This window comes from Jiella sp. M17.18 (genome assembly GCF_041027365.1).
In the GTDB taxonomy this organism is placed as follows: Bacteria; Pseudomonadota; Alphaproteobacteria; order Rhizobiales; family Rhizobiaceae; genus VKMB-3413.
Genome location: NZ_JBFTEH010000001.1, coordinates 359,649 through 383,716, shown reverse-complemented (window position 1 = coordinate 383,716; position 24,068 = coordinate 359,649). Strand labels below are relative to the sequence as shown.

Here is a 24,068-nt window from a genome sequence, read left to right as displayed (position 1 = left end):
CGACGCCCCGCGGCCGCATCTTGTGACGGTGGCGGCGGCGCGCCCCCCTCTGGGCTGCCGCCCATCTCCCCCACCAGGGGGGAGATCGAAATGGCGCGGACGTCGTAGTCCCATCGCTGGCCGTGCCGATCGCAGAAACGCCGAGAGTTTGTCCGCGATCGGCGAAGCTGCCGATCTCCCCCCTCGCGGGGGAGATGCCCGGCAGGGCAGAGGGGGGCGCGAAGACCGCCGACGTGAGACGGACGGCCATCAATACCCCGCCTTCCCGCCCGCCCTCTCCCGCCCCTCGAAGACCGCGAGGAGGTCGCCCAGCACACCCGAAGCACCCAGCCGGAAGCGCTCCGGCGTTGCATAGTCCTTCCCGCAGATCGATTCCGCCAGCGTCATGTAGCCGTCGGCGTCCTCGAAGGTCTTGATGCCGCCGGCCGGCTTGAAGCCGACGGTGGAGCCGGCCTTGGCGATCTCCTCCAGGAGGATGCGCGCCGAGGCCGGCGTCGCATTGACCTCGACCTTGCCCGTCGAGGTCTTGAGGAAGTCGCTGCCGCCGGCGAGCGCGGCGCGGCAGGCGGCGCGGATCGCCGCCTCGTCGAACAGCTTGCCGGTCTCGAGGATGGTCTTCAGCGTCGCCGCCCCGCAGGCCGCCTTGACCGTGCGCACCTGCGCCTCGACGAAGCCTGGATCCTCCGCGACGCGGCTGTAGGCGATCACCATGTCGATCTCGTCGGCACCGTCCGCGACCGCCTGCTTCGCCTCCATCACCGTCGCGTCGACGTCGTCGCCGCCGGCCGGGAAGTTGACGACGGTCGCGATCCGGATGCCCGGCACTAGGTGCTGGCGAGCATAGGCGACGAAGCGGGGCCAGATGCAGATCGCCGCCGCCGGGCCGGCCGGCGTCACCGCCCGCAGGCAGAGCGCCGCGATGTCGTCCTTCGTGCAGTCGTCGTTGAGGTTGGTGAGATCGAGCCGGCCGATCAGGTCGCGCGCCCGGCTGCGGCGTGCCATCTCATCCATCGAAACCGCCCTCCTCCAGCATCTTTTCGACGATCTTCGCGAGGCGCGCGCCGCCCGTCGGCGCCATCGTCTTCGTCTCCTCGTGGGAGAGTTCGGCTCCGGTCATGCCGGCGCCGAGATTGGTGATCACCGACGCCGCGACGACCTTCAGCCCGAAGAAGCGCGCGAGGATCGTCTCCGGCACGGTCGACATGCCGACCGCGTCCGCGCCGAGCGTCTTCGCCATGCGGATCTCCGCCGGCGTCTCGAAGGACGGCCCGGAGAACCACATGTAGACGCCGGAGAAGACCGGCTCGCCGAGCGCCTCGGCCGCCGCCTCCAGCCGCGCCCGCAGCCCGGGATCGTAGGCCGCCGTCATGCCGACGAAGCGGGCGTCGGATGCCTCGCCGATCAGCGGGTTCGCGCCGGAGAAGGCGATGTGGTCGTCGATCACCATCACCGAGCCCGCCGGCATGTCGGCGCGCACCGAGCCGGCGGAATTGGTGAGGAACAGCGTGCCGATGCCGATATCCTTCAGCGCCTCGATCACCGGCCGCATCACCGCGGCATTGCCCTTCTCGTAGTAGTGGACCCGGCCGGAGAGGAGCAGCACCTCGCGCCCGCCGAGCCGGCCGGCGACCACCTGTCCGGCATGGCCGGACACGCCGCTCTCCGGAAAGCCCGGCACCTCGGCGAAAGGGATGCGGACGGCCTCGCTCAAGCCCTCGACCAGGGCGCCGAGACCGGATCCCAGCACCATCGCGACGACCGGCCGGCGGGTGCCGAGCCGGAACCGCAGATAGTCGGCGGAGGGGCTCAACCGAGCAATTCCGTGTCGAACGCGCGCGGCAGGAGCTCGCCCATCGAGACCGTCTCCTTCACGCCGCCCTCGACGTCGCAGAGATGGACGCGCGTCTGCGGCGAGGCGAATTCGGCGATGCGCTGGCGACAGCCGCCGCAAGGGCTGCAGAGCGGCAGCTTCTCGGCGACGACGGCGATCTCGGCGATCTTGCCGCCGCCGTCCATCACCATGTGGGCGATCGCCGTCGTCTCGGCGCACCAGCCCTCGGGAAAGCTCACGGCCTCGACATTGCAGCCGGCAAAGATCCGCCCGTCGGTGGTGCGCAGCGCCGCGCCCACGGGGAATTTCGAATAGGGCGCATGGGCCTTGCGCATGGCCGATTTCGCCTTGGCGAAGAGATCGTCCGCCATGGTCAGTCGCTCGAATGCAGCATCGGGGAGAACGCTACCTTTCCTTCACATAGGGCACGCCGCCCGCGCGCGGCGGGCTCGCCTTGCCAACGAAGCCGGCGAGGAGCACGACGGTCAGAATATACGGCAGCGCCTGGACGAACTGAACCGAGATCTGGCCGACCACGGGGAGTTCGACGCCCTGGACCCGGATCGAGATAGCGTCGAGGAAGCCGAACAGGAGGCAGGCGAACATCACCGGCACCGGCTTCCAGTTGGCGAAGATCAGCGCTGCCAGCGCGATGTAGCCCTTGCCCGCCGTCATGTCGCGGGTGAAGCCGGCCGCCTGGCCGACCGCGAGATAGGTGCCGGCAAAGCCCGTCAGAATGCCGCAGATGATCACCGCGCGGTAGCGCAGGAAGGCGACCGAGATGCCGGCCGTATCGACCGCCGCCGGGTTCTCGCCGACGGCCCGAAGGCGCAGGCCGAACCGCGTGCGAAACAGCACCCACCAGGTCAGCGGCACCATCAGGAAGGCGACATAGACGAGCAGCGTCTGGCCGGAGATCACCTGCGCGTAGATCGGCCCGATCACCGGAACGTTCGCGAGCGCCGCCTCGCCCGGCAGATGGATGTCGGTGAAGCGCCCGGCGCCGAAGAGCGTCGGCGTGCGCCCGCCCTGGCCGAACCAGTTCTGGCCGAGGATGATCGTCAGTCCCGCCGCGATGAAGTTCAGCGCGACACCCGAGACGATCTGATTGCCGCGATAGGTGATCGAGGCGAGGCCGTGGACCAGCGAGAAGAGCGTCGCGGCGACGATGCCCGCGAGCAGGCCGAGGAAGGCCGAGCCGGTCACCGCCGCGACGGAGGCCGAGGCGAAGGCGGCGATCAGCATCTTGCCCTCGAGCGAGATGTCGAAGATGCCCGAGCGCTCGGAATAGAGCCCGGCCAGCGCGGCGAAGAGCAGCGGCGTCGACAGGCGGATGGTCGAATCGACGATGTCGAGGACGGTGCGATAGTCCATCAGCGCGCCTCCTCGACGTCGGCGCCCGCCGGCTCCTCGGTGCGGAACCGCACCCACTGATAGGCCGCGCCGACTCCCGGGCGGACCATGTTCTCCAGCGCGCCGGCAAAGAGGATGACGAGGCCCTGGATGATGACGATCATGTCGCGCGAGATCGATGGCATGTCGAAGGCGAGTTCCGCCCCGCCCTGATAGAGCACGCCGAAGAGAAGCGCCGCCGGAATGATGCCGGCCGGATGGCCCCGGCCCATCAGCGCGACGGCGATGCCGACGAAGCCGGCGCCGCCGGGAAAGTCGATGACGACGCGGTACTGGTCGCCCATCACCGGGTTCAGCGCCATCATGCCGGCGAGCCCGCCGGAGATCATCATGGTGACGACGATCAGCCGCGTCTCGGACATGCCGGCATAGCGCGCGGCGCGCGGCGAGAAGCCGAGCGTGCGGATCTCGTAGCCGAGCCTGGTGCGCCAGATCAGCACCCAGACGGCGACGGCGGCGATCAGCGCGACGAAGATCGAGACGTTGAGCGGTGCACCGCCGAGATCGGCGCCGAACAGCGAGAACAGCCCCTTCAGCTTCGGCAGCTGGCCGCCGGCGACGAAGGTGGCGGTCTCCGGGGCCATGTCGCCGACCGGCTTCAGCACGTTGACGAGGAGGTAGACCATCAGCGCCGCGCCGATGAAGTTGAACATGATCGTCGTGATGACGATGTGGCTGCCGCGCTTGGCCTGCAGATAGGCCGGGATGAGGGCCCAGAGCGCGCCCGCCGCGAAGGAGAGGACCACCGCCAGCGGCAGGTTCAGCCACCAGGGCAGGATCGCGCCGAGCGACAGCGACACCGCCGCGACGCCGAGCCCGCCGACATAGGCCTGCCCTTCGCCGCCGATGTTGAACAGGCCGCCGTGGAAGGCGACCGCGACCGCGAGGCCGGTGAAGATGAAGTTGGTGGCGTAGTAGAGCGTGAAGCCGACGCCCTCGCCATAGCCGAAGGCGCCGCGCAGCATCAGCACCGCCGCGCGCCATGGGCTCTCGCCCACCGCCAGCACCACCAGTCCGGCGACGGCGAAGGCGACGACGAGGTTGATCAGCGGGATGAGACCATAATCGATGAGAGGCGGCAGCTTCGCATAGGGACGGCTCATGAAGGCGCTACTCTCCGCTCTTCAGAAGATCGACGTGTCCGCGCTTCGACAGCTTGAAGAACGGGTTGTAGGCAAGCTCCCAGAGATGCCCGTCGGGATCGGAAAAATAGCCGGAATAGCCGCCCCAGAAGGCCGGTTCCGGCTGCTTCACGGACGCCGCGCCGGCGGCCACGGCCTTCTCGAAGAGCCGGTCGACATCCTTCTCGCTCGGCATGTTGATCGCGAGCGCGATGTTCGGATAGGGCGCCGCGCCGTCCACCGCCATGCCGACATCGGCGGCGAGGTCCTTGCGGCCGAACAGCGAGAGGACCATGCGTTCGCCCTGCATGAACACCACCGACTCGTTGCCGGCCTTGGTGCGTGTCCAGCCAAGCGCGTCATAGAAGGTCGCGGCCCGTTCGAGATCGTCGACCGCCAGCGTGACGAGGCAGATGCGTGCGTCCTTCACTCCGCGGCTTCCCTCTCCTCGACGCCCGCCATCAAGAGGCCGAGTTCGCCCTCGCTCGCCTCGGGGCCGCGCTCGCCGACGATGCGGCCGGCGAACATCACGAGGATGCGGTCGGACAGCGCGCGGATCTCGTCGAGTTCGACCGAGACGAGCAGGATCGCCTTGCCGGCGTCGCGCATCTCGATGATCCGCCTGTGGATGAACTCGATCGCGCCGACGTCGACGCCGCGGGTCGGCTGGCCAATCAGAAGCACGTCCGGGTCGCGCTCCATCTCGCGGGCGAGCACGATCTTCTGCTGGTTGCCGCCGGAAAAGTTCGCCGTCTTCAGCCGGCAGTCGCTTGGCCGGATGTCGTAGGCGGCGATCTTCTCCTTCGCGTCGCGGCGCATGGCGTTCCGGTCGAGCAGCAACCCCTTCCGGAAGCGCGGATCGTCCTGATAGCCGAGGATGGCGTTCTCATTCTCCTCGAAGGGCAGGACGAGGCCCATATGGTGGCGATCCTCCGGCACATGGGCGCAACCGATGCGGCGGATCTCGGCCGGATCGGCCTCGCTCGCCGGGTCGATCTCGCGCCCGAGCAGGGTCACACGGCCGCGTTCGGCCCTTCGGATGCCGGACAGCGCCTCGAGCAGCTCGGTCTGGCCGTTGCCCGCGACGCCGGCAATGCCGACGATCTCGCCGGCCTTTACCTGGAAGGACACGTCGTCGACCATGGTGACGCCGCGGCCGTCCTTCACCGTCAGCCCCTCGACCCGCAGCCTGACGTCGGCGGGCGCGGCGTCGCCCTTGTCGACCGTGAGGAGAACCCGTCGGCCGACCATCAGCTCGGCGAGCTCTCCCACACTGGTTTCGGCGGTCTTGCGCGTCGCCACCATCTCGCCCTGGCGCATGACGGAGACCCGGTCGGTGATCGCCATGATCTCGCGCAGCTTGTGGGTGATGAGGATGATCGTCTTGCCCTCGTCGCGCAGCTGCCTGAGGACGGCGAAGAGGTGGTCGGCCTCGGCCGGGGTGAGGACGCCGGTCGGCTCGTCGAGGATCAGGATGTCGGCGCCGCGATAGAGCGCCTTCAGGATCTCCACCCGCTGCTGCGCGCCGACCGGCAGGTCCTCGATGATCGCGTCCGGGTCGACGTCCAGCGCATGGTCGCGCTCCAGCCGCTTCAGCTCGGCGCGCACCCGGGCGATGCTCCGCGCGAGCAGCGGCGATCCCTCCGCCCCCAGCATGACGTTTTCGACCACGGTAAAGTTGTGGACGAGCATGAAGTGCTGGTGCACCATCCCGATGCCGGCGGCGATCGCGGCGTTGGAGTCGGTGATGTCCACCGGCTTGCCGCCGACCCGGATCTCGCCGCTGTCGGCCTGGTAGAAGCCGTAGATGATCGACATCAGGGTCGACTTGCCGGCGCCGTTCTCGCCGACGATGCCGTGAATCGTGCCCTGTTCGACCGTGAGGTTGATGTTCCTGTTCGCCCGGACCGCGCCGAAGCTCTTGTCGATGTCGATCAGTTCGATCGCGGGTGCCGCCATCTCTTGCTCGGTCCGGGTTGCGTCGGCCGGAGAGTAGTCAGGGCGGATCGGGAATGCCAGAGGCAAACCCTCAGGGCGTTGCAACTGCCCGCGACATGCCCTCTCATGCACCGCGGCCGCGCAGGACGGTGCGCCTTGCGCCTCCGTCCGCCGACCGCGCCCTGTCGCACCCTAAGCAGCAAAGAGCCTCAGGAGATCGCACCGATGAGCGAGACGCCGGAGCCGGATGGCAGCCGTATCGAGGACCTGGAGGTGATGGTCGCGCACCAGGCGAAGGAGATCGAGGACCTGTCGGGGGAGCTCGCCCGCGCCTTCGACACGATTCAGCGCATGCAGCGCATCATCCAGGCGCTGACGGAGCGGCTGGGCGTCGTCGAGGAGATCGCCCTGCCGAAACCCGAAGCGACGAAGCCGCCGCACTATTGAGATCGTGGCGACATCCGCGGCTGCGACAGTCTGACCGAAGCATCCGTTCGAACCGGAAGCCGATCTTAACGATCGACAGCCTACCTTAGCGGCATCGAAGCCGGATCCGATGGGTCCGTCCCGCGCTGTCGTGCAAGGCTTACATGATATCTTTGATCGCCAATCACTCGATCGGCCTCGTCCTCACCGCGCTCTTCATCTGCGTCCTGATGGCCGGGACCGTCCTGTACTTGATGCGGCGGGCGGACGGCCTGCAGACGTCCAGGCGTTACTTCTGGATGGCGATGATCGCCCTGGTTTCGGGCGTGGGGGTATGGACGACGCATTTCGTGGCCATGCTGGGCTTCCGGCCGGACGTGACGTTCGGGTACGACCTCAGCATCACGCTCGCCTCGCTCGCCATCGGCATCCTGCTCGTCGGCGGACCGCTGGCGGCTGCCACGCTCCTGCGCGGACGGCTCGCGAAGATCCTATGCGGCGCGGTGACCGGCGCGGGCGTCGGGGCGATGCACTTCACCGGCATGGCAGCCCTGCAGGGCTGCCTGACGGGCTACAGCGTGCCGCTGACGGTGTCGGCCTTCGCCGCCGGCATGGGCGCTTTCGCCCTCGCCCTCCATATCGGCCCGAACCGCTGGCGCGGCGCTCCGATGGCCGCCTTGATCGTCGCCGGCGTCTGCACGCTGCACTTCACCGCCATGGCGGGCCTGACCCTGACGCCTGTCGCGACGAAGAGCATCTGGGAGATCGATCCCTTTACCCTCTCCGTCTTCGTCGCCTTCGCCGCGATCATGCTCTTCGTCGCCGCGCTCTCGATCGCGATCGGCGGCGCGAAGCTGGACGAGCGGGCGGTCTACGAAGCCGAAATGAAGGCCGCGCATCTCGCCATGATGGCGACAGCCCTGCACAACATGTCGAACGGCATCGTGAAAATCTCCGCCGCCCGCAGCATCGACATCTTCAACTGCCAGACGGCCGACATGCTGCATCTGGAGCCGGGCGATCTCCAGGAGGGAATGAGCCTCGACGCCTTCCTTGCCGCCGTCGGCCGGGCCAATGGCTGGGATGGCGACCGGATCGCCCGCACGATCCGCAATCACGACCTCTGGATGGCCCGCGACAGCGTCACGCGGGTCGAACACACGTTCGACGACGGGCGCGTCCTCTCGATCTCCTGCCGTCCGATCCCGGAGGGAGGCGCGATCCTCACCTATGACGACGTCACCGCGGAGCGCGAGATCCGGGCCGAAATGACCCATATGGCCTTCCACGACGCGCTGACGGGCCTGCCGAACCGGCGACGCTTCAAGGAAACGGTCGAGGCGCGCCTGTCGGACGAGACCTGCGGCGACGTCCTCATGCTCGACCTCGACCGCTTCAAGGCGGTCAACGACACGCTCGGCCATCCGATCGGCGACGCGCTGCTGATCGCCGCGGCGGACCGGCTGCGACGGGTCTGCGGACCGGGCGACCTGATCTTCCGCTTCGGCGGAGACGAGATCGCCGTCCTGACGGCCAGCGATGGCGAGACACTTGGTGAGGCGATCGTCGCCGCCTTCCGCGCGCCGTTCGAGATCGGCGGCCACCAGATCGTCATCGGCTGCAGCGTCGGGATCGCCCGCAACGCGGCCGGTGACGATGCCGACGCCCTGATCCAGAAATCCGATCTTGCGCTCTACCGTGCCAAGGAGAGCGGCCGCGCGCGGGTGGTGCGATATGCCGAGGGCATGATCGAGGCCGCGGCCCGGCGCCGGGTGCTGGAGCAGGAACTGCATCGGGCCATTGAGCAGCGCGAGTTCGAGCTCGTCTATCAGCCGTTGTTCACTCTTCCGGACAAGGTGCTGAACGGCTTCGAGGCGCTGATCCGCTGGCATCATCCCGACCGGGGCCTGGTGCCGCCGGCCGAATTCATTCCTCTCGCCGAGGAAACCGGTGCGATATCCGAGATTGGAGCCTGGGTTCTCGACGAGGCGTGCCGCCAGCTGTCGCTCTGGCCGGCGCATATCCACGTCGCCGTCAACGTCTCGCCGGTGCAGCTGCGCTCTGCCGACATGCTGCGCCAGGTGACGGCCTGCCTGGAGACTTACAATTTGACCCCGAACCGCCTGGAAGTCGAGCTGACGGAGACGGCGATGGTCGAAGACGCCCTGCTGATCGCGGCGACGCTCGCCGGCCTCAGGGCGCTCGGCATCCGCATCGCCATGGACGACTTCGGCACCGGCTATTCCTCGCTCGCGCATCTGCGCAACTTCGAGCTCGACCGGATCAAGATCGACCGCAGCTTCGTCAACACCGCGCCCGGCGACGCCGGCGCGCAGGCAGTGCTGCGCGCCGTAACGGCGATGGCGCGGGAGATGGCGATCCCGACGATCGCCGAGGGGGTGGAGAGCGAGGACCAGCTGTCGCGGCTGGTCGCCCTCGGCTGCGACGCGGCCCAGGGCTATCTCCTCGGACGCCCGATGCCCGCCGCGTCCGCGACGGCGCTCGTCGCAGGCCCTCACGCCCGTTCGGCGGCGAGCGGCTGAGAGCAGGCGAGGCGCCGTGTCCGCTGCGGCTGTTGCCGAAGCGGGAACGGCGGGACGTCAGCCGGCCTCGTCGAGGCTTTCGACGACGACGTTGCCATTGGTGTAGATGCAGATCTCGCCGGCGATCTTCATCGCCCGGCGGGCGATCTCCTCAGCGTCGTAGTCGGTCTCGGCGAGCGCTCGCGCCGCCGCCAGCGCATAGTTGCCGCCGGAGCCGATCGCCATGACGCCGTCCTCCGGCTCCAGGACGTCGCCGTTGCCGGTGAGCGTCAGGGTGACGGTCTTGTCGGCGACGATCATCATCGCCTCCAGCCGGCGCAGATAGCGGTCCGTGCGCCAGTCCTTGGCGAGCTCGACGCAGGCGCGCATCAGCTGGTCCGGATACTGCTCCAGCTTGGCCTCGAGCCGCTCCAGGAGCGTGAAGGCGTCCGCCGTGGCCCCGGCGAAGCCGGCGATCACCTGGCCCTTCTTGCCGATCCGGCGGACCTTGCGGGCGTTGCCCTTGATCACCGTGTTGCCGAGGGAGACCTGGCCGTCGCCGGCGATGACCACCTTGCCGTTCTTGCGGACGGTGACGATCGTCGTCGCATACATCTGCGCCGGGTCGTGCTGTTCCATGCTCATGTCCTGAAAGTCCTTTCATCCGACGGCCGGCCCCCAAAGGCGACGCGGCCCGTCGATCCGGCTCCCATGTGGGCAGGAGCGGCCGATTTGCCAAGCCGCGCGGGTCGAACTAGTTGATCACGCGGGCCAGCGGTCCGCGGCCGCCGAGGCCGGATCGATCCATCGGCCACACCGCTTTCGATTATCAATGCCGGCCGGCTCCCGGGAGCATTCGCCATGGCGGACGACACCACGATCGAGCGCAAGACCAAGGTCATCCCGAAGGTCGAGCGCCCGCGCCTCTTCAAGGTCATCCTGGTCAACGACGACTTCACGCCGCGCGAGTTCGTGGTGACGGTCCTCAAGGGCGAGTTCCGCCTGTCGGAGGACCAGGCGAACCGGGTGATGATCACGGCGCACACCAAGGGCTCCTGCGTCGTCTCGGTCTATCCGCGCGACGTCGCCGAGACCAAGGCGAGCCGGGCGACCGAGGCCGGCCAGCGCCGCGGCTATCCGCTGATGTTCACCACCGAGCCGGAGGAATAGGCGCTGCCGCCGCGTGCCGCTCAGACCCCTAGCAGGCGGCGGGCGAGCGGACGGTACACCGGCAGGAAGACAAGGCTGGCCATGCCGCTGATCACGAAGGCGGCGATGAGCGTCATCAGCACCGTCCGGTAGCGCTTCGACAGCGGCTCGGCCGCGGGGGCGAGAGCGGCCAGAAAATGGCCGCCGGTCAGCGGCGGCAGCGGGATCAGGTTGATCAGCACGAAGGCGAGCGACAGCGTCGAGATCGTCTCGCAGAGCGCGATTGTCTGCATCGCCGCTCCCTCGCCGGTCCATGACAGCAGCAGGCGTCGCAGGAGTTCGGCGGCGACGGCGAGAAGCACGACCGCGCCGAGCCCGGCCAGCGCCGCGGAGACGCGGCCCAGCCGGCCGCCGCGCGCGTTCGCGTCATCCAGCGGAACCGGCCGGCCCCAGCCATAGCCGAAGACGACGAAGCAGAGCCCGCCGACGACGTCGAGATGGGAGAGCGGGTTCAGGCTGCGGCGGGGATGCCGGGCGACGCCCGGCCGGGCAAGAGCATCCGCGGCCGCGGCGATCGCGACGCCCTGGATCGTGACGATCAGGCAGAGGGCGACGAGCCGGTCGGCGACCTGCAACGCGACATCCAAGAGCGAGCCCCTCCGCCTGACCGTCCCAAACCTTCTGGCGCTTTCTGAAGACTCGGACGGAGAGACGCAAGCATCCGAAGACGGCTCAGGCCCTTCGAGCGAGCCCGCCAGATGCGCCCATCCCGGCAGGTCAAGACAGCGCCCCTGTCTCCCCTTGAGGGAGTGAAAGCGATTTCATCGGCTTAGACGCGAAGCGGCTGAACGATAGAAATCGCAAGAGAGGGGTGTGGTCAGCGGCAGACGCAGCGCGCGGCATCGGCCGTCCCTTACCCCTCTCTTGCCATTCTCAGGGCTTGGACCTCGCTGCGCTCGGCCCAAGTCCTTGGAATGGCTTTCTCTCCCTCAAGGGGAGAAAGGGGGCTGCGCCTCACGAGTACCGACGGATGCCGATGCGCTTGAGGTGGTCGAGGATCAGCCGCGCAGCCTCGTCCGGATCGGGATGGAGGTGGACCTTTTCGGCGGCTTCGCCCGCCTGCGCGCCCGCCTTGCGCATCAGCTTCGGCCGCTCGCGATAAGGCTTCTCCTCGAAAGGCGCGGCCTTCGCAGGCTCGGACACGCCGGGCAGATGCCGGACCACACCGCGCCGCGCCCTGGCGAAGACGTAAGGGGATGGCGCCGGCGCCAGCGGGTGCACCGTGACCAGCGCCGGCAGGCGCAGGGTCACGCGGCGCTTGGCGCCCTTCGGCAGCGCCTGGTCGAAGCGCATCGCACCCGGCGCGTCCGCCGCTGCGATCGCGGCGACGTCGCAAAGGATCGGCAGGCCGAGGGCTTCGGCCAGCGCGTAAGGGACGAGGCCGGTGTCCTCGCCGCCCTGCCCGCGGCGGCCCGCCAGGATCAGATCCGCCGGATGCGCCTTCAGATGCGCCGCGAGCGCCGGCACCGGATCCGCCTCGGCGGCGATGTCCAGCATCTCCACGGCGTCGAGGCCGTGGCCGAAGGCGTCGGCGATGCCGGCTTCGTCGGTCCCGGCATGGAGACCGGATGTCTCGCCGGCGAGCGACTGCGCCAGCGCGATCGCCTGCGCCTCGAGCCGGGGCAGCGCCGGCCGGTCGCTGACAGGGTAGCGGCCGGCGGAAAGGAGGACCACGATCCTCATGCGACCGTCTTCACGACTGGCGCTCCTTCAGGAGCTTCAGGAGCGCCGGCATGACCAGCTGCGCATCCTGGACGATGGCGAGGCCGGCCCGCTCGACCATCGCGGCATGCAGGTCGGTGTTGACGGCGACGACGTGCTCGCAGCCGGCAATGCCCTGCAGGTGCTGCGGCGCGCCGGCGATGCCGAGAGCGAGATAGCAGTCGGCGGAGAGCACCGTGCCGGAGGCGCCGACCTGGGCCTCGCGCGGCATCAGCCCGGCGTCGCAAACCACCCGGCTCGCCCCGGGCGTCGCCTGCAGCGCTGCGGCGAGCGCGCGGAAGGCCTCGAAATCGGTGACGCCGTTGCCGGCGGAGACGACGAAGTCGGTCTCGGCGAGCGACATGGTGGCGGGATCGCCGGGGATGATCTCGGCGGAGAGAAAGGCGCTATCGGATGGCGCGGCAGCGGTTGGCGAGGCCTCCGGCGGCGCCGGCATCGCCCGCGCCTCGCAGGCGATCCCGGCATAGTCGGCGGCGCGGTCTTCGCCGAGCGTCATCAGCCGCGGCGGCGCCCCGGCCTGCTCGCGCCGCCGGCCGCGCGCGGCACGGGCGGCGCTGCGGGCGGTGAGATGTTCGACGTCGGTGAGGATCGGCTCGCCGAGCGTCACCGCCAGACGGCGCGCCAAGTCGCCGCCGTCTGGCGTCTCGGGGAACAGCATGTGGCGCGGCGCCAGCGCCTGGACGAGAGCCACGAGATTCGCCGCCTGCGCGGCCGGATCGACCGGTCGCGCGGGCGCCGTGGCAACGAAGTCATTGCTCGCGGCTGCCGCCGTGCGGGACGCTGCGCCGTCATCGGCCCCGGTCGCCGGGGCTCGGGCGCTGTCGCCGGCGTCCAGCACACGGTCGGCACCGGCCGCACCAAGGCCTTCCACAGCGCGGGAGGCCAGCGCCACGACCGCTCCGCCGCCCTCCCCGGCATCCGCCAGCAGCCGCGCCGCACCGAGCACCTGCCGGTCGAAGCGCGACAGCCGCCCCTCCGGCGCGTCGAGGACCGCGAACACCAGAAACGCCGGCGCCTCGACCACCCGGATCTCCGGCGCCTTCGGCGCGGCAGCGGCGGCAGCGAAGGCCGTGACGCCCTCGGCCGCCGCGGTCTGGCCGCGATCGATGCACGGGCGGGCCGTGCCGGGAACGAGCATGCGCGCGACCTCGCCGCGCGGGTCGCGGCGCATGCGCCGGGTCGGCGGCGTCGCGGTCGCAAGATCGAAGCGCGGGCGGCCGGCAGCCGGCACCTCATGCGCGCGGCGCTCGGTGCGGGGATCGCGGCGCGACCGGGTCATGCCGATATCCTCTCAGGCGCCGCGGACCGCGCAGGCGCAACCCGTCCGGCCTCGACCGCCTGCATCAGCAGTTCGGCAACGTCGAGCACCTGCGGCCGCTCGCCGACGACGCCCTCCAGCATCGCCGTGCACTGCGGGCAGGCGACGGCGACGGTGCCCGCGCCGGTCTCGGCCGCCTGGCCCATGCGCAGGTCGGGGATGCGGCGATCGCCGGGAATGTCGGCATTGGGCGCCCCGCCCCCGCCGCCGCAGCACATCGCCCGCCGACCGGAGCGCGCCATCTCGCGGCGCTCCACGCCGATCGCGTCGAGCAGCGCGCGCGGGGCGTCGAACTCGCCATTGTAGCGGCCGAGATAGCAGGGGTCGTGATAGGTCACCGCCGCCCCGTCGAGCCGCCCGAGCGGCAGGCGCCCGGTGGCGACGAGGTCCTGCAGCAGCGCGGTGTGGTGGACGACGTCATAGGTGCCGCCGAAGGCCGGATATTCGTTGCGGATGACGTGCAGCGCGTGCGGATCGGCGGTGAGGATGCGGTTGAAACGATATTGCGACAGCGCCGCGACATTGTCGCGGGCGAGGCGCTGAAAGGTCGCTTCGTCGCCGAGCCGGCGGGCGAGATCGCCGCAGTCGCGCTCCTCCGCGCCGAGCACGGCGAAGTCTACGCCGGCCTCGCGCAGGAGCCCGATCAGCGCGCGGAGCGTGCGCTGATAGCGCATGTCGTAGGCGCCCTGCCCGAGCCACAGCAGCACGTCCGTCTCGCCGACGTCGCGCAGCACCGGAAGGCCGAGACCGGCGGCGAAATCGGTCCGCGCGGCGAGCGCGCGGCCGTTCGGCTCGTCGCAGCCGCGGGAATTGTCGAGCGGCTCGACCGCCTTCGCCGGCACCGCGCCCTTCTCCAGCGTCTGGTAGCGGCGCAGGTCGACGATCGCGTCGACATGCTCGATCATCATCGGGCATTCCTCGACGCAGGCCCGGCAGGTCGTGCAGGACCAGAGCGTGTCGGGATGCACCATGGCGCCCGCGCCGATCACCGGCCGATGCGCGCCGCAGTCGCCCGCGACCGGGCGCTCGTTCGGATAGGGCATGCCGGCATAGAAGCCGCCATGACCGCCCGCCTGCGCCGCCGCGAGGTCCGAGATCAGGTGCTTGGGGCTGAGCGGCTGCCCGGCGGCAAAGGCCGGACAGGCTGCCTCGCAGCGGCCGCACTGGATGCAGGCGTCGAAGGAGAGGAGCCGGTTCCAGGCAAAGTCCGCCGGCGTCTCTGCACCGAGCTTCTCGGCGTCGAGGTCGAGCGGCAGGAGCGCGGTCGAGCGGCCCCGCGGCTGGTCCTTGTCGAAGCGCGCCGGCCCCGGATGGGCGGCGAGGTGCGTCGCTCCTGCCAGCGCGTGGCGCATCGGCCCCGTCGCCACCTCGGTCGCCAGCATCAGTCCACCGGCGGCCGTCGCGATCAGGACGAGGAAGGCGAGGCTCGGCAACGGGTCGCCGATGGCGAAGAGCCCGGCCGTGAGGAGGCCGCCGGCCGAAAACAGCACGAGATAGACCGGCAGGCGCTGGTACTTGCCCATCGACAGGCGCAGCATCGGTCGGGGATAGCGCCGCCGGGCGACGAGCACGGCACCGGTGAGCATGACGGCGAAGGCGATGGCGACGAGCGCCATGAAGATGCGGGAATGCGCCAGCGCCGGAATCAGCGCCAGCAGCGACAGGCCGCAGGCCGAGACGAGGCCGGCGGCGACCGGGACGTGCATGCGCGAGGCCGACCTGTCGCGGTCGACGACATGGTGGACGTCGACGAGATAGCGCGACGGCAGGGCCTTCAGCCCGGCGACCCAGTCGACCGGCGCGCCGCGCCCGTTGTTCCACAGCCGCACCCGCCGCCCGATCTGCACGGCGGCGACGGCGAGCATGGCGAGGACGAGGAAGGGCAGGAAAGCGGCGGCGGTCATGGGCCGCTGCCGTTCGTGGGATCAGGCAGGGAAAGGTTCTGCGAGCCGCACCCCCCTCTGGGCTGCCGCCCATCTCCCCCACAAGGGGGGAGATCAGCTGTCTCGTCGCCGGGCTCTTCCCTTCGATGCAGCAGTAGAGGCGCAGCGTCAGAGGAACGGCTCTGCGGATGAACGAGATCGATCTCCCCCCTTGTGGGGGAGATGTCCGGCAGGACAGAGGGGGGTGCTCCAGGAAGCGCCGCGCTCATCTCCTACAAATCCTTGCACAGCCGCAGCGCGTCGTAGATCGCGGCGTGGATGTTGCGGCCGGCGACGGCGTCGCCGATGCGGTAGAGCGTGTAGCCGGGCTCCTGCGCCGCGCCGTTGATCTCACAGGGCTGCGGCTCGCCCTTCACGATGGCGCCAAGATCGGTGAGGCCCTTGTTCTTCGCCCTGTCCTTCAACGAAAAGTGCAGGGCGTCGACCGGCTGCGTCCCGTAGTCGACCACCACCGTGTCGACCACCCGCTCCTCCTCGGCCTCGGTCATGGTGTTGCGCAGGGCGGCGATCATCCGGTTGCCCTCCGGATAGACCTCGATCAGCTCCATGTTCGGGGTCATGACGACGCCGAGCTTGTAGAGCTCGCGCAGGTGCACCGGCTGGTTCGTCGTGCCGACCTCCTCGGCCACCATCCGGTCGTGCGTCGCGACCTCGACGAGGCAGCCGCGCTTGGCGAGGAGTTCGGCCGTCGAGGCGGCGTTGTGGCCGCCGATCTCGTCGTAGAGGAGCACGGTGCCGGCCGGCTCGATCCGGCCTTCGAGCACGTCCCAGGTGGTGACGACGTGCTCGGCGCCCTTGGCCTCGCCCTTCGACGGCAGGCCGCCGGTCGCCATGATGACGATGTCGGGGGAGAGCGCCGCGATCGCGGCCTCGCTCGCTTCGGTGTTCAGCCGGATGTCGACGCCGAGCTTCTGCACCTGTCCGACGAGCCAGCGCGGAATGCCGGAGAGCGCCTCGCGCCAGGTGGCCTTGGCGGCCGTCAGCACCTGGCCGCCGAGCTTGTCGGATTTCTCGAACAGCGTCACCTGATGCCCGCGCTCCGCGAGCACCCGCGCCGCCTCGAGTCCGCCGACGCCGCCGCCGACGACCACCGCCGTCTTCTTCGCCGCGGCCTTGGGGATGACGTGCGGCATGGTCGCTTCGCGGCCCGTCGCGGCGTTCTGGATACAGAGCGCGTCGCCGCCGACATAGATGCGGTCGATGCAGTAGCCGGCGCCCACGCATTGGCGGATGTCGTCCGCCCGGCCCTCGGAGAGCTTCTTGACGAGATGCGGGTCGGCGATGTGCGCCCGCGTCATCGCGATCATGTCGACATGGCCTTCCGCCACCGCGCGGGCGCCGGTGGCGAGATCCGTCACGCGCTGGGCGTGGAAGATCGGCACGTCCACCTCACGCTTGATCGCCGAAGGCAGCGAGAGGAAGGGCGCGACGGGGAAGGACATGTTCGGCAGCGAGATCGCGTGCGCGATGTGGTCGCGCGCCTGCCCACCCATGACGTTGAGGAAGTCGACGAGGCCGCGGGACGCGTATTCGGAGGCGATCGCGACGCAGTCCTCGTGGGTGAGCCCGCCCTTCAGCATCTCGTCGCCGGACATGCGCATGCCGATGAGGTAGTCGTCGCCGACGGCCTCGCGCATGGCGGTCAGCACCTCGATCCCGAAACGCATGCGGTTTTCGAGGCTGCCGCCGTATTTGTCGGTGCGGTGGTTGGAATGCGGCGACCAGAACTGGTCGACGAGATGGCCGTGCGCGGCGGAGATCTCGCAGCCGTCGAGCCCGCCGTCCCTGCAGCGGCGGACAGCTGCGGCGAAATCGGCGACGATGCGGTCGATCTCCTCCTGCTCCAGCGCCTTCGCCATCGAGCGCGAGGCCGGCTCGCGCGTCACTGAGGGCGACTTCACCGGGAACCAGTGCTCGGTGTCCCACTTGGTGCGCCGGCCCATATGGGTCAGCTGGATCATCAGCTTCGCGCCGTGCCTGTGGATGCGATCCGAGAACTCCCGGAAGAACGGGACCACCGAGTCGTCGGCGACGGAGATCTGGTTCCAGGGCGCCGCCGGACTGTCGAGCGCGACGGAGGACGAGCCGCCGAACATCGTCAGCCCGATCCCGCCCTTGGCCTTCTCCTCGTGATAGAGCTGGTAGCGCTCCTGCGGCTTGCCGTCCTTGCCGTAGCCCGGCGCATGGCTCGTCGACATCACCCGGTTGCGGAAGGTGACGCCCTTGATCGTCAGGGGCTTCAGGAGAGCGTCGGCATTGGCGATCATGATGGAATGCGCTCCTGTTCGATCGGCACGGCGTGCGCCCGTGCCTGCGGGAGTTTCGGCGGCAGCGGCGTTCGATCGGCAGGCTCCCGCAGCCTCCCAGAACCTCTTCTCCCCCATGGGGAGAAGTCCCGGCAGGGGATGAGGGGGCCTTGCGCGGCATCGAGGGGCCAGCGCCAGACGGAGCAAGCCCGAATATCTTCGCGCCCCTCCCACTCATCCGGCCCTTCGGGCCACCTTCTCCCCACGGGGGAGAAGAAAGGGCGCGCGTCCCCTGCCGTCACGCTCAGCCAAGGCGCCGTGATCACCGCTCGATCACCAGATCCGTCGACGGCCGCGAGCAGCACAGCAGCGCGAGCCCCGCGTCGATCTCGCGTTGGCGGATGCCGCCACCGTGCTTCATCTCGACCTTGCCGCTGGTGACCTTCGACTTGCAGGTCCCGCACAGGCCCTTGGAGCAGGAGGACGGCAGGCGCATTCCGGCGCGGCGGGCGGCTTCGAGGACCGTCATGCCCTCGGGGCATTCGATCGTGCGCTTGGTCTTGGTGAACTCCAGCTGGTAGACCTTCACGCCGGAGTCGATCACCTCGGTCGCCTCGGTAATCTGCTCCTGCGTCTCGTCGGTGAAGTCGCCGAAGTCGAAGCTCTCCTGATGGTAGAGCGTCATGTCGAAGCCCGCCTCGCGGAGCGTCTCGCGCACGCCCGTCATGAAGGGCTTGGGGCCGCAGACGAAGACGACGCGTTCCTTGAAGTCGGGGCAGACGGCCTCGAGCAGCGGCCGGTTGATGCGGCCGCGATAGCCGGTCCAGAAATGGTGCGGCGCGTCGTGCTCGACCAGGAAGGTCGGCCGGATCGAGCGGTTGCGCCGCGCCATGTATTCCAGCTCGTCGCGGAAGATGATGTCGGCCGGCGAGCGGGCGGCGTGCACGAAGGCGATGTCGGAGATCAGCGCCAGGTCATAGGACGAGCGGGTCATCGACATCATCGGCGTGATGCCGGAGCCGCCGGACAGGAACAGGTACTTGCGCGCCTGCATGCCGGACCAGGAGAACTCGCCCATCGGCACGGTCGCCCTCAGCATCATGCCCGGCTGGAAGCTGTCGTGCAGATAGTTGGAGACCGGCCCGCCCGGCACGCGCTTCACGGTGATCGAGATCGTGTCCGGCCGGGTGGGCGGCGAAGAGATCGTGTAGCAGCGGTGGATGATCTCGCCGTCGATCTCGAACTCGAAGGTCATGAACTGGCCGGAGACGAATTCGAACTGCCGCTTGAAGCGCGGGGCGAAGATGAAGGTCTTCACGTCGTGCGTCTCCTCGCGCACGCCGCGGCAGATCAGGACGTCGTCCTCCTCCGGCTCCCAGCGGAAATAGCCGGTGGGCACCGGGCCGGTGGTCGGATTGGGTTCGGGGAAGTCCATGTCTGCCGTCCTTCGTCTTCGATCGCCCGTCGTCAGGCCACGGCCCGCGTCTCGGCGAGATGCGACAGCATCCGGCCGACATACCAGTTGACGAACTTCTCGACGAGCATCTCGGTGTGCGGCGAGTACGGGCCGGGCTGGTATCCGGCCATCCGGGCGCCGTCCTGGCAGTAGCCGACGAGGTCGCTGTCCTGCTGGTTGGTCGCCATCCAGACGCCGATGAGGTTGTCGAGGTCGTAGTCGACGCCCTCAACCGCATCCTTGTGGACTAGCCACTTGGTGCGCAGCAGCGAATGCTCGGCGTCGAGCGGCAGCACCGAGAAGACCACGGCGTGGTCGCCCATGAAGTGGTGCCACGAGTTCGGCTGCGTCCAGAAGTGCAGCGCGCCGGCCTTGGCGTTGGTGAGATCGCCCATCAGCTTCTTGCAGGCCCGCTTGGTGTCGAGCGTGTGGCTCTCGCCGGCGCCGGCGAGCGGCAGGCGCTCGGTGCGGAAGCCGGTCACCATGTCGTCCAGCCGGTCGACCTCGCGGGACGGCAGACCGGCGGCCTCCCAGCCCGCATGATTGTCCTTCAGCATGCAGGCGTATTGCGCCGCGTGCTCGCGCTCCTCCTCGCCGAGTTCCTCCGGCGAGAAGCCGAAGCCGTAGGCGAAGAGCGGGATGGTCAGCTCGGGATGGTTCGCGCTGCAGTGATAGCACTCGCGATTGTTCTCCATCGTCAGCTTCCAGTTGCCCGGCTCGATCAGGTCGTGCTGGTACGCGACCTTGGTCTCGCGCAGGTTATGCGGCTTCAGATAGGGCGACATGACGCGCTCGAGCTCGTCGAAGTCCTTCGGCGGGTTCTCTGCGAGGCAGACGAAGAGCAGCCCCTCGAGCGAGCGGATGTGCACCGGCTTCAGGCCATGGCAGGAGCGGTCGAAGTCCTCGCCCATATGCTCGGCGTGGATGAGCTGCCCGGTCGTGTCATAGACCCAGGAATGGTAGCGGCAGACGAGGTTGCCGACGGTGGTCTTCTCCTCGTGGACGAGGCGCGCGCCGCGATGCCGGCAGACATTGTGGAAGGCGCGGACCTCGCCGTCGTCGTCGCGCACCACCGCGACCGAGGTCTTGCCGATGTCGACGACCATGACGTCGCCCGGCTCCGGCACGTCCGGCTCGACGCCGACGAACAGCCAGTGCCGGCCGAAGATCACCTCCATGTCCGCCGCGAAGATCTCGGGGTCGGTGTAGAACGGCGCTTCGAGCGTATAGCCCTTCCTGCGGTGGGTCAGCTGCGAGACGAGATCGATCATGATGCACCTCACAAGGCCGGATGGGGTTCGAGGAGCGCCGGCCGCGCCGAGGGTGAATTCGCTAAGGGATGCTGCTGCCGGACCCGGCCCTCAGGCCCGGCCGAGATCCTTTGTGGCGTCGATCAGGAAGGCATGGACGTAAGGCCCGAAGGAGCGCCAGCATTCGACGCGCCAGCTCGCCGGTCCGATGCGGGCGATGACGGCTTCCGCCTTGCCCATGAGCGTGCGGGTCGCGGTGCCGACGGGGAATCGCGCATCCGACAGGTCGAGCGGGCAGCCGGCATTGAGGACCAGCGCGGCGTCCGCGCCCTCGGCGGATAAGGCGACGTTGCGATGCGACACGTCGACCAGCGAGAAGGGCTTGCCCTCCATCGCCGCGCCGATCGCCTCGACATGGTCCTCGCAGTCGCCTTCCGGGCAGCGCAGGAGCCATTCGTCGGGGCCGAGGCGGAGCGCCACTTTGCCGTCAGCCTCGACGACCGTGTTGATCGCCCCGGACAGGGGGAAGCCTGCGACCTCGGACCGGCCGTCCAGCGCCTTCGCCTTGGCCCGGAACGACAGGCGCCCCTCCGGCGGCAGCGGCGCGATGGTCACTGGCCCCGTGGCGGCCTCGGGCCTCGGCGCGACGACGGTCGTGCGGCGGGCGAGATTGACCTCAAGCATCGGCTTTCGCTCCTTCCGGCTGCAGGAAGACGGACGAGGCGACCACCGCCTCGGTGAAGCCCGTCGGCGTCGTGACGTAGAGGATCTCGCCCATGCGGGCGCGGCCGTTGGCGACCATCGCCATGGCGATCGAGCGGCCGCAATTGGCCGAGCGGTAGCTGGAGGTGACGTGGCCGATCATCGCCATCGGCACCGGCTGGTCCGGCGTCTCCACCACCTGCGCGCCCTCGTCCAACACTTCGTCCGGGTTCTTGGTCAGGAGGCCGACCAGCTGCTTGCGGCCGGGCGCGACCATGTCCGGCCGGGCGAGCGAGCGCTTGCCGACGAAGTCCGGCTTGACCTTCGAGACGAGGCCGGAGAGGCCGACATCGTCCGGCGTCGCCGTTCCGTCCGTCTCCTGGCCGACGATGATGAAGCCCATCTCGGCGCGCAGGACGTGCATCGTCTCGGTGCCGTAGGGCGTGATGCCGAACGCCTGGCCGCGCTCGTACAGCGCCTTCCAGACCGCCTCGCCGTAGTCCGCCGGGACGTTGATCTCGAAGCCGAGCTCGCCGGTAAACGACACCCGGAACAGCCGCGTCGGCACGCCGCAGACATAGCCGGTGCGCACGCTCATATGCGGGAACGCCGCTTCCGACAGGTCGATGTCGGAGACGAAAGGCTCCAGAACCTCGCGCGCCTTCGGCCCCTGCAGCGCGATCACCGCATACTGCTCGGTGATCGAGGTGAGAAACACGTCGAGGTCCGGCCACTCGGTCTGGAGGTAGTCCTCCATGTGGCGCATGACCCGAGGCGCGCCGCCGGTCGTGGTGGTGACGTGGAAGCGGTCCTCGGCGAGGCGCGCGACGACGCCGTCGTCATAGACGAAGCCGTCTTCCCTGAGCATCAGGCCGTAGCGGCAGCCGCCGACCTTCAGCTTGCTCCAGGCGTTGGTGTAGATGCGGTTCATGAACTCGGCGGCGTCCGGGCCGACGACCTCGATCTTGCCGAGCGTCGAGGCGTCGAAGATGCCGACGTCGCGGCGCACCGCCTTGCATTCCCGTGCGACGGCGGCGTGCATGTCCTCGCCCGCCTTCGGGAAGTACCAGGCGCGGCGCCACTGGCCGACCGGTTCGAACGTCGCCCCGTTCGCCTCGGCCCAGGCGTCTATCGGCGCCTTGCGCACCGGATCGAACAGCTCGCCGCGTGCCGGGCCGACGAGCGCGCCGAAGGTCACCGGCGTATAGGGCGGCCGGAAGGTGGTGGTGCCGACCGCCGGGATCTCGCGGTCGAGCAGGCCCGCGACGAGACCGAGGGCGTTCATGTTCGACGTCTTGCCCTGGTCGGTCGCCATGCCGGTCGTGGTGTAGCGCTTGACGTGCTCGATCGACTCGAAGCCTTCCTTCACCGCGAGGCGGATGTCCTTGGCGGTGACGTCGTTCTGGAAGTCGACGAAGGCGCGAACCTTCTTCGGGTCGGCGTCCGTCGGCAGCACCCGGACCGGCTGGAATCCGATGCGCGAGGCCGTCGCATCGACCGCCGCCTCGCCGCCGCCGGCCTTCGCCCCGTCGGCGATGACCGCGGCAAGGTCGTAGACGCCGCGGCAGCCGCCGGCCGAGCTCTCGGCCTGGGCGGAGCGGCCGGGCACGAAGGCGTCGAGGCCGGCGTCGAAGGTCAGCTTGCCGCGCGACTGCGAGAAGAGATGGACCGCCGGCGTCCAGCCGCCGGACATGCCGACGCAGTCGCAGGCGAGCGTCGTCTTGGCGCCGATCCGTCCGTCGCGGCCGATCGGCGCGACGACGAGGCCCTCCACGCGGTCGGAGCCGAGCGCCTTGATGACCGTGTGGCCGGTGAAGACCGGGATCCCCTGCCCCCGCACCTCGGCGAGTTCCGGACCGCAGTCCTCCTCCAGCCGGATGTCAACCAGCGTGACGTCCATGCCGACCCGCCTGGCGTCGAGCGCGGCGGAGTAGGCGGAGGCGCCGTTGGTGGCGAAGACGATCTTCTTGCCGGGCGTCACCGCATAGCGATTGATGAAGGCGCGCACGCTTTCGGCCAGCATGATGCCCGGCCGGTCGTTGTTGGCGAAGACCAGCAGGCGCTCGTGGCTGCCGGTCGCGAGCACGACGCGGCCGGCGCGCACCTGCCACAGCCGCTCGCGGGCGAGCTGGTCCGAGGCGTCGTCGCGGTGGTCGGAGACCCGCTCCACCATGGCGACGTGGTTGTGGTTGTAGTAGCCGAAGACCGTCGTGCGCGGCAGGACGACAACGTTCTCGCGGGCATCGAGCGTCGCCACCGCCTCCGCGACCCAGGCCATGGCCGGCTTGCCGTCGATCGTCGACGTCACGTCGTTGAGGAGCGCGCCGCCGAGTTCGAAGCCCTCGTCGGCGAGGATGACGCGCTTCGTGCCGTCTTCCGACGCCGCGAGCGCCGCCGAGAGGCCCGCCGGGCCGGCGCCGGCGACCAGCACGTCGCAATGGGCATGGCGGTTGGCGTAGCGGTTCGCATCGGCGACCTCTGGCGCCTCGCCGAGACCGGCGGCGCGGCGGATGAAGGGCTCGTAGACGCGGTCCCAGAACTTCCGCGGCCACATGAAGGTCTTGTAGTAGAAACCGGCGACGAAGACCGGCGACAGGAGGTCGTTCACCTGCCCGACGTCGAATTCCAGCGACGGCCAGTGGTTCTGCGTCGTCGCCACCAGCCCGTCGCGCGCCTCGACGACCGGCGCGCGGTTGTTCGGGTCGCGATAGCCGGGGCCGCGGTCGGCGCGCCAGTCGACCGAGAGCAGAGCGCTCGGCTCGTCGGAGCCGTGGGAGAGGATGCCGCGCGGCCGGTGGTACTTGAACGAGCGGCCGGCGAGATGCGAGCCGGAGGCGAGCAGCATCGAGGCGATCGTGTCGCCGCGATAGCCGCGGAGCGTCTTGCCGTTGAACGTCACCGTCAGCGGCTTGGAGCGGTCGATGCGGCCGCCGGTGGCGAGGCGGAAAGGCTGCTGGCTCATCGTCGGCTC

The 24,068-nt window shown here is 69.4% G+C and carries 20 protein-coding genes; 3 read left to right on the top strand and 17 right to left on the bottom strand.

Annotation, left to right across the window (positions count from 1 at the left end):
- Positions 1-249: 249 nt before the first annotated feature.
- The 7 genes from deoC to AB5S17_RS01805 are packed head-to-tail and all read right to left on the bottom strand — an operon-like array spanning position 250 to position 6,324.
- Positions 250-1,011 carry a deoxyribose-phosphate aldolase gene (deoC, locus tag AB5S17_RS01835; RefSeq protein WP_369235528.1) on the bottom strand — a complete coding sequence of 254 codons (762 nt, stop codon included), beginning with the start codon at positions 1,009-1,011 and terminating at the stop codon, positions 250-252.
- Entirely contained in the window at positions 1,004-1,810 is an 807-nt protein-coding gene (locus tag AB5S17_RS01830; protein ID WP_369235526.1) for a purine-nucleoside phosphorylase, read from the bottom strand. Before AB5S17_RS01830 ends, deoC begins: the two co-directional genes overlap by 8 nt.
- On the bottom strand, positions 1,807-2,202 hold the full coding sequence (locus tag AB5S17_RS01825) for a cytidine deaminase (protein WP_369235524.1): 396 nt from the start codon (positions 2,200-2,202) through the stop codon (positions 1,807-1,809). Before AB5S17_RS01825 ends, AB5S17_RS01830 begins: the two co-directional genes overlap by 4 nt.
- Before the next feature lie 34 nt (positions 2,203-2,236).
- Positions 2,237-3,205, bottom strand: coding sequence for an ABC transporter permease (locus tag AB5S17_RS01820; RefSeq protein WP_369235522.1), 969 nt, complete (start codon positions 3,203-3,205; stop codon positions 2,237-2,239).
- The gene (locus tag AB5S17_RS01815; protein WP_369235520.1) at positions 3,205-4,347 is read right to left on the bottom strand and encodes an ABC transporter permease; all 1,143 of its coding nucleotides are present in this window, start codon (positions 4,345-4,347) and stop codon (positions 3,205-3,207) included. Before AB5S17_RS01815 ends, AB5S17_RS01820 begins: the two co-directional genes overlap by 1 nt.
- 7 nt (positions 4,348-4,354) lie before the next feature.
- Complete coding sequence (locus AB5S17_RS01810; protein ID WP_369235518.1) at positions 4,355-4,795, bottom strand: VOC family protein; 441 nt, start codon at positions 4,793-4,795, stop codon at positions 4,355-4,357.
- The gene (locus AB5S17_RS01805) at positions 4,792-6,324 is read right to left on the bottom strand and encodes an ABC transporter ATP-binding protein (protein WP_369235516.1); all 1,533 of its coding nucleotides are present in this window, start codon (positions 6,322-6,324) and stop codon (positions 4,792-4,794) included. Before AB5S17_RS01805 ends, AB5S17_RS01810 begins: the two co-directional genes overlap by 4 nt.
- 204 nt (positions 6,325-6,528) lie before the next feature.
- On the opposite strand from AB5S17_RS01805, the gene AB5S17_RS01800 reads away from it, so the two are divergent.
- Both AB5S17_RS01800 and AB5S17_RS01795 read left to right on the top strand, forming a co-directional pair.
- Entirely contained in the window at positions 6,529-6,750 is a 222-nt protein-coding gene (locus tag AB5S17_RS01800) for a SlyX family protein (protein WP_369235514.1), read from the top strand.
- Positions 6,751-6,893: 143 nt separating this feature from the next.
- Positions 6,894-9,272 carry an EAL domain-containing protein gene (locus AB5S17_RS01795; RefSeq protein WP_369235512.1) on the top strand — a complete coding sequence of 793 codons (2,379 nt, stop codon included), beginning with the start codon at positions 6,894-6,896 and terminating at the stop codon, positions 9,270-9,272.
- Between the two features lie 57 nt (positions 9,273-9,329).
- Here AB5S17_RS01795 and hslV read toward each other — a convergent pair whose 3' ends face one another.
- Positions 9,330-9,890: an ATP-dependent protease subunit HslV gene (hslV, locus tag AB5S17_RS01790; protein ID WP_369236110.1), complete on the bottom strand. Its 561-nt coding sequence runs from the start codon at positions 9,888-9,890 to the stop codon at positions 9,330-9,332.
- A gap of 222 nt (positions 9,891-10,112) precedes the next feature.
- On the opposite strand from hslV, the gene clpS reads away from it, so the two are divergent.
- Positions 10,113-10,421 (top strand): ATP-dependent Clp protease adapter ClpS, encoded by a 309-nt coding sequence (gene clpS, locus AB5S17_RS01785; protein WP_369235510.1) that lies wholly within the window; start codon positions 10,113-10,115, stop codon positions 10,419-10,421.
- 20 nt (positions 10,422-10,441) lie between these two features.
- Here the strand turns inward: clpS and AB5S17_RS01780 are convergent, their stop codons facing one another.
- From AB5S17_RS01780 to AB5S17_RS01740, 9 genes are all read right to left on the bottom strand, one after another.
- Positions 10,442-11,047 carry a site-2 protease family protein gene (locus AB5S17_RS01780; protein ID WP_369235508.1) on the bottom strand — a complete coding sequence of 202 codons (606 nt, stop codon included), beginning with the start codon at positions 11,045-11,047 and terminating at the stop codon, positions 10,442-10,444.
- A gap of 367 nt (positions 11,048-11,414) precedes the next feature.
- Positions 11,415-12,143 (bottom strand): electron transfer flavoprotein subunit beta, encoded by a 729-nt coding sequence (locus AB5S17_RS01775; RefSeq protein ID WP_369235506.1) that lies wholly within the window; start codon positions 12,141-12,143, stop codon positions 11,415-11,417.
- A 10-nt stretch (positions 12,144-12,153) separates the two neighbouring features.
- Positions 12,154-13,461: an electron transfer flavoprotein subunit alpha/FixB family protein gene (locus AB5S17_RS01770; protein WP_369235504.1), complete on the bottom strand. Its 1,308-nt coding sequence runs from the start codon at positions 13,459-13,461 to the stop codon at positions 12,154-12,156.
- Positions 13,458-15,404, bottom strand: coding sequence for a DUF3483 domain-containing protein (locus AB5S17_RS01765; RefSeq protein ID WP_369235502.1), 1,947 nt, complete (start codon positions 15,402-15,404; stop codon positions 13,458-13,460). Before AB5S17_RS01765 ends, AB5S17_RS01770 begins: the two co-directional genes overlap by 4 nt.
- A 251-nt stretch (positions 15,405-15,655) precedes the next feature.
- Positions 15,656-17,710 (bottom strand): FAD-dependent oxidoreductase, encoded by a 2,055-nt coding sequence (locus AB5S17_RS01760; protein ID WP_369235500.1) that lies wholly within the window; start codon positions 17,708-17,710, stop codon positions 15,656-15,658.
- A 301-nt stretch (positions 17,711-18,011) separates the two neighbouring features.
- Complete coding sequence (locus AB5S17_RS01755) at positions 18,012-19,124, bottom strand: 2Fe-2S iron-sulfur cluster-binding protein (RefSeq protein ID WP_369235498.1); 1,113 nt, start codon at positions 19,122-19,124, stop codon at positions 18,012-18,014.
- Between the two features lie 32 nt (positions 19,125-19,156).
- Positions 19,157-20,416 (bottom strand): SRPBCC family protein, encoded by a 1,260-nt coding sequence (locus tag AB5S17_RS01750; RefSeq protein ID WP_369235496.1) that lies wholly within the window; start codon positions 20,414-20,416, stop codon positions 19,157-19,159.
- A gap of 90 nt (positions 20,417-20,506) precedes the next feature.
- Entirely contained in the window at positions 20,507-21,079 is a 573-nt protein-coding gene (locus AB5S17_RS01745) for a sarcosine oxidase subunit gamma (protein WP_369235494.1), read from the bottom strand.
- Positions 21,072-24,059 carry a sarcosine oxidase subunit alpha family protein gene (locus AB5S17_RS01740; protein WP_369235492.1) on the bottom strand — a complete coding sequence of 996 codons (2,988 nt, stop codon included), beginning with the start codon at positions 24,057-24,059 and terminating at the stop codon, positions 21,072-21,074. The genes AB5S17_RS01745 and AB5S17_RS01740 overlap by 8 nt, the downstream gene beginning before the upstream one ends.
- Positions 24,060-24,068 lie beyond the last annotated feature (9 nt).

Coding starts and splice junctions, on each gene's coding strand:
- AB5S17_RS01770 (WP_369235504.1), bottom strand. CDS start 13,461: ATGACCCGGTCGCGCCGCGATCCCCGCACCGAGCGCCGCGCGCATGAG.
- clpS (WP_369235510.1), top strand. CDS start 10,113: ATGGCGGACGACACCACGATCGAGCGCAAGACCAAGGTCATCCCGAAG.
- AB5S17_RS01750 (WP_369235496.1), bottom strand. CDS start 20,416: ATGATCGATCTCGTCTCGCAGCTGACCCACCGCAGGAAGGGCTATACG.
- AB5S17_RS01765 (WP_369235502.1), bottom strand. CDS start 15,404: ATGACCGCCGCCGCTTTCCTGCCCTTCCTCGTCCTCGCCATGCTCGCC.
- AB5S17_RS01745 (WP_369235494.1), bottom strand. CDS start 21,079: ATGCTTGAGGTCAATCTCGCCCGCCGCACGACCGTCGTCGCGCCGAGG.
- AB5S17_RS01740 (WP_369235492.1), bottom strand. CDS start 24,059: ATGAGCCAGCAGCCTTTCCGCCTCGCCACCGGCGGCCGCATCGACCGC.
- deoC (WP_369235528.1), bottom strand. CDS start 1,011: ATGGATGAGATGGCACGCCGCAGCCGGGCGCGCGACCTGATCGGCCGG.
- AB5S17_RS01805 (WP_369235516.1), bottom strand. CDS start 6,324: ATGGCGGCACCCGCGATCGAACTGATCGACATCGACAAGAGCTTCGGC.
- AB5S17_RS01775 (WP_369235506.1), bottom strand. CDS start 12,143: ATGAGGATCGTGGTCCTCCTTTCCGCCGGCCGCTACCCTGTCAGCGAC.
- AB5S17_RS01755 (WP_369235498.1), bottom strand. CDS start 19,124: ATGGACTTCCCCGAACCCAATCCGACCACCGGCCCGGTGCCCACCGGC.
- AB5S17_RS01795 (WP_369235512.1), top strand. CDS start 6,894: ATGATATCTTTGATCGCCAATCACTCGATCGGCCTCGTCCTCACCGCG.
- AB5S17_RS01800 (WP_369235514.1), top strand. CDS start 6,529: ATGAGCGAGACGCCGGAGCCGGATGGCAGCCGTATCGAGGACCTGGAG.
- hslV (WP_369236110.1), bottom strand. CDS start 9,890: ATGGAACAGCACGACCCGGCGCAGATGTATGCGACGACGATCGTCACC.
- AB5S17_RS01815 (WP_369235520.1), bottom strand. CDS start 4,347: ATGAGCCGTCCCTATGCGAAGCTGCCGCCTCTCATCGATTATGGTCTC.
- AB5S17_RS01760 (WP_369235500.1), bottom strand. CDS start 17,710: ATGATCGCCAATGCCGACGCTCTCCTGAAGCCCCTGACGATCAAGGGC.
- AB5S17_RS01825 (WP_369235524.1), bottom strand. CDS start 2,202: ATGGCGGACGATCTCTTCGCCAAGGCGAAATCGGCCATGCGCAAGGCC.
- AB5S17_RS01820 (WP_369235522.1), bottom strand. CDS start 3,205: ATGGACTATCGCACCGTCCTCGACATCGTCGATTCGACCATCCGCCTG.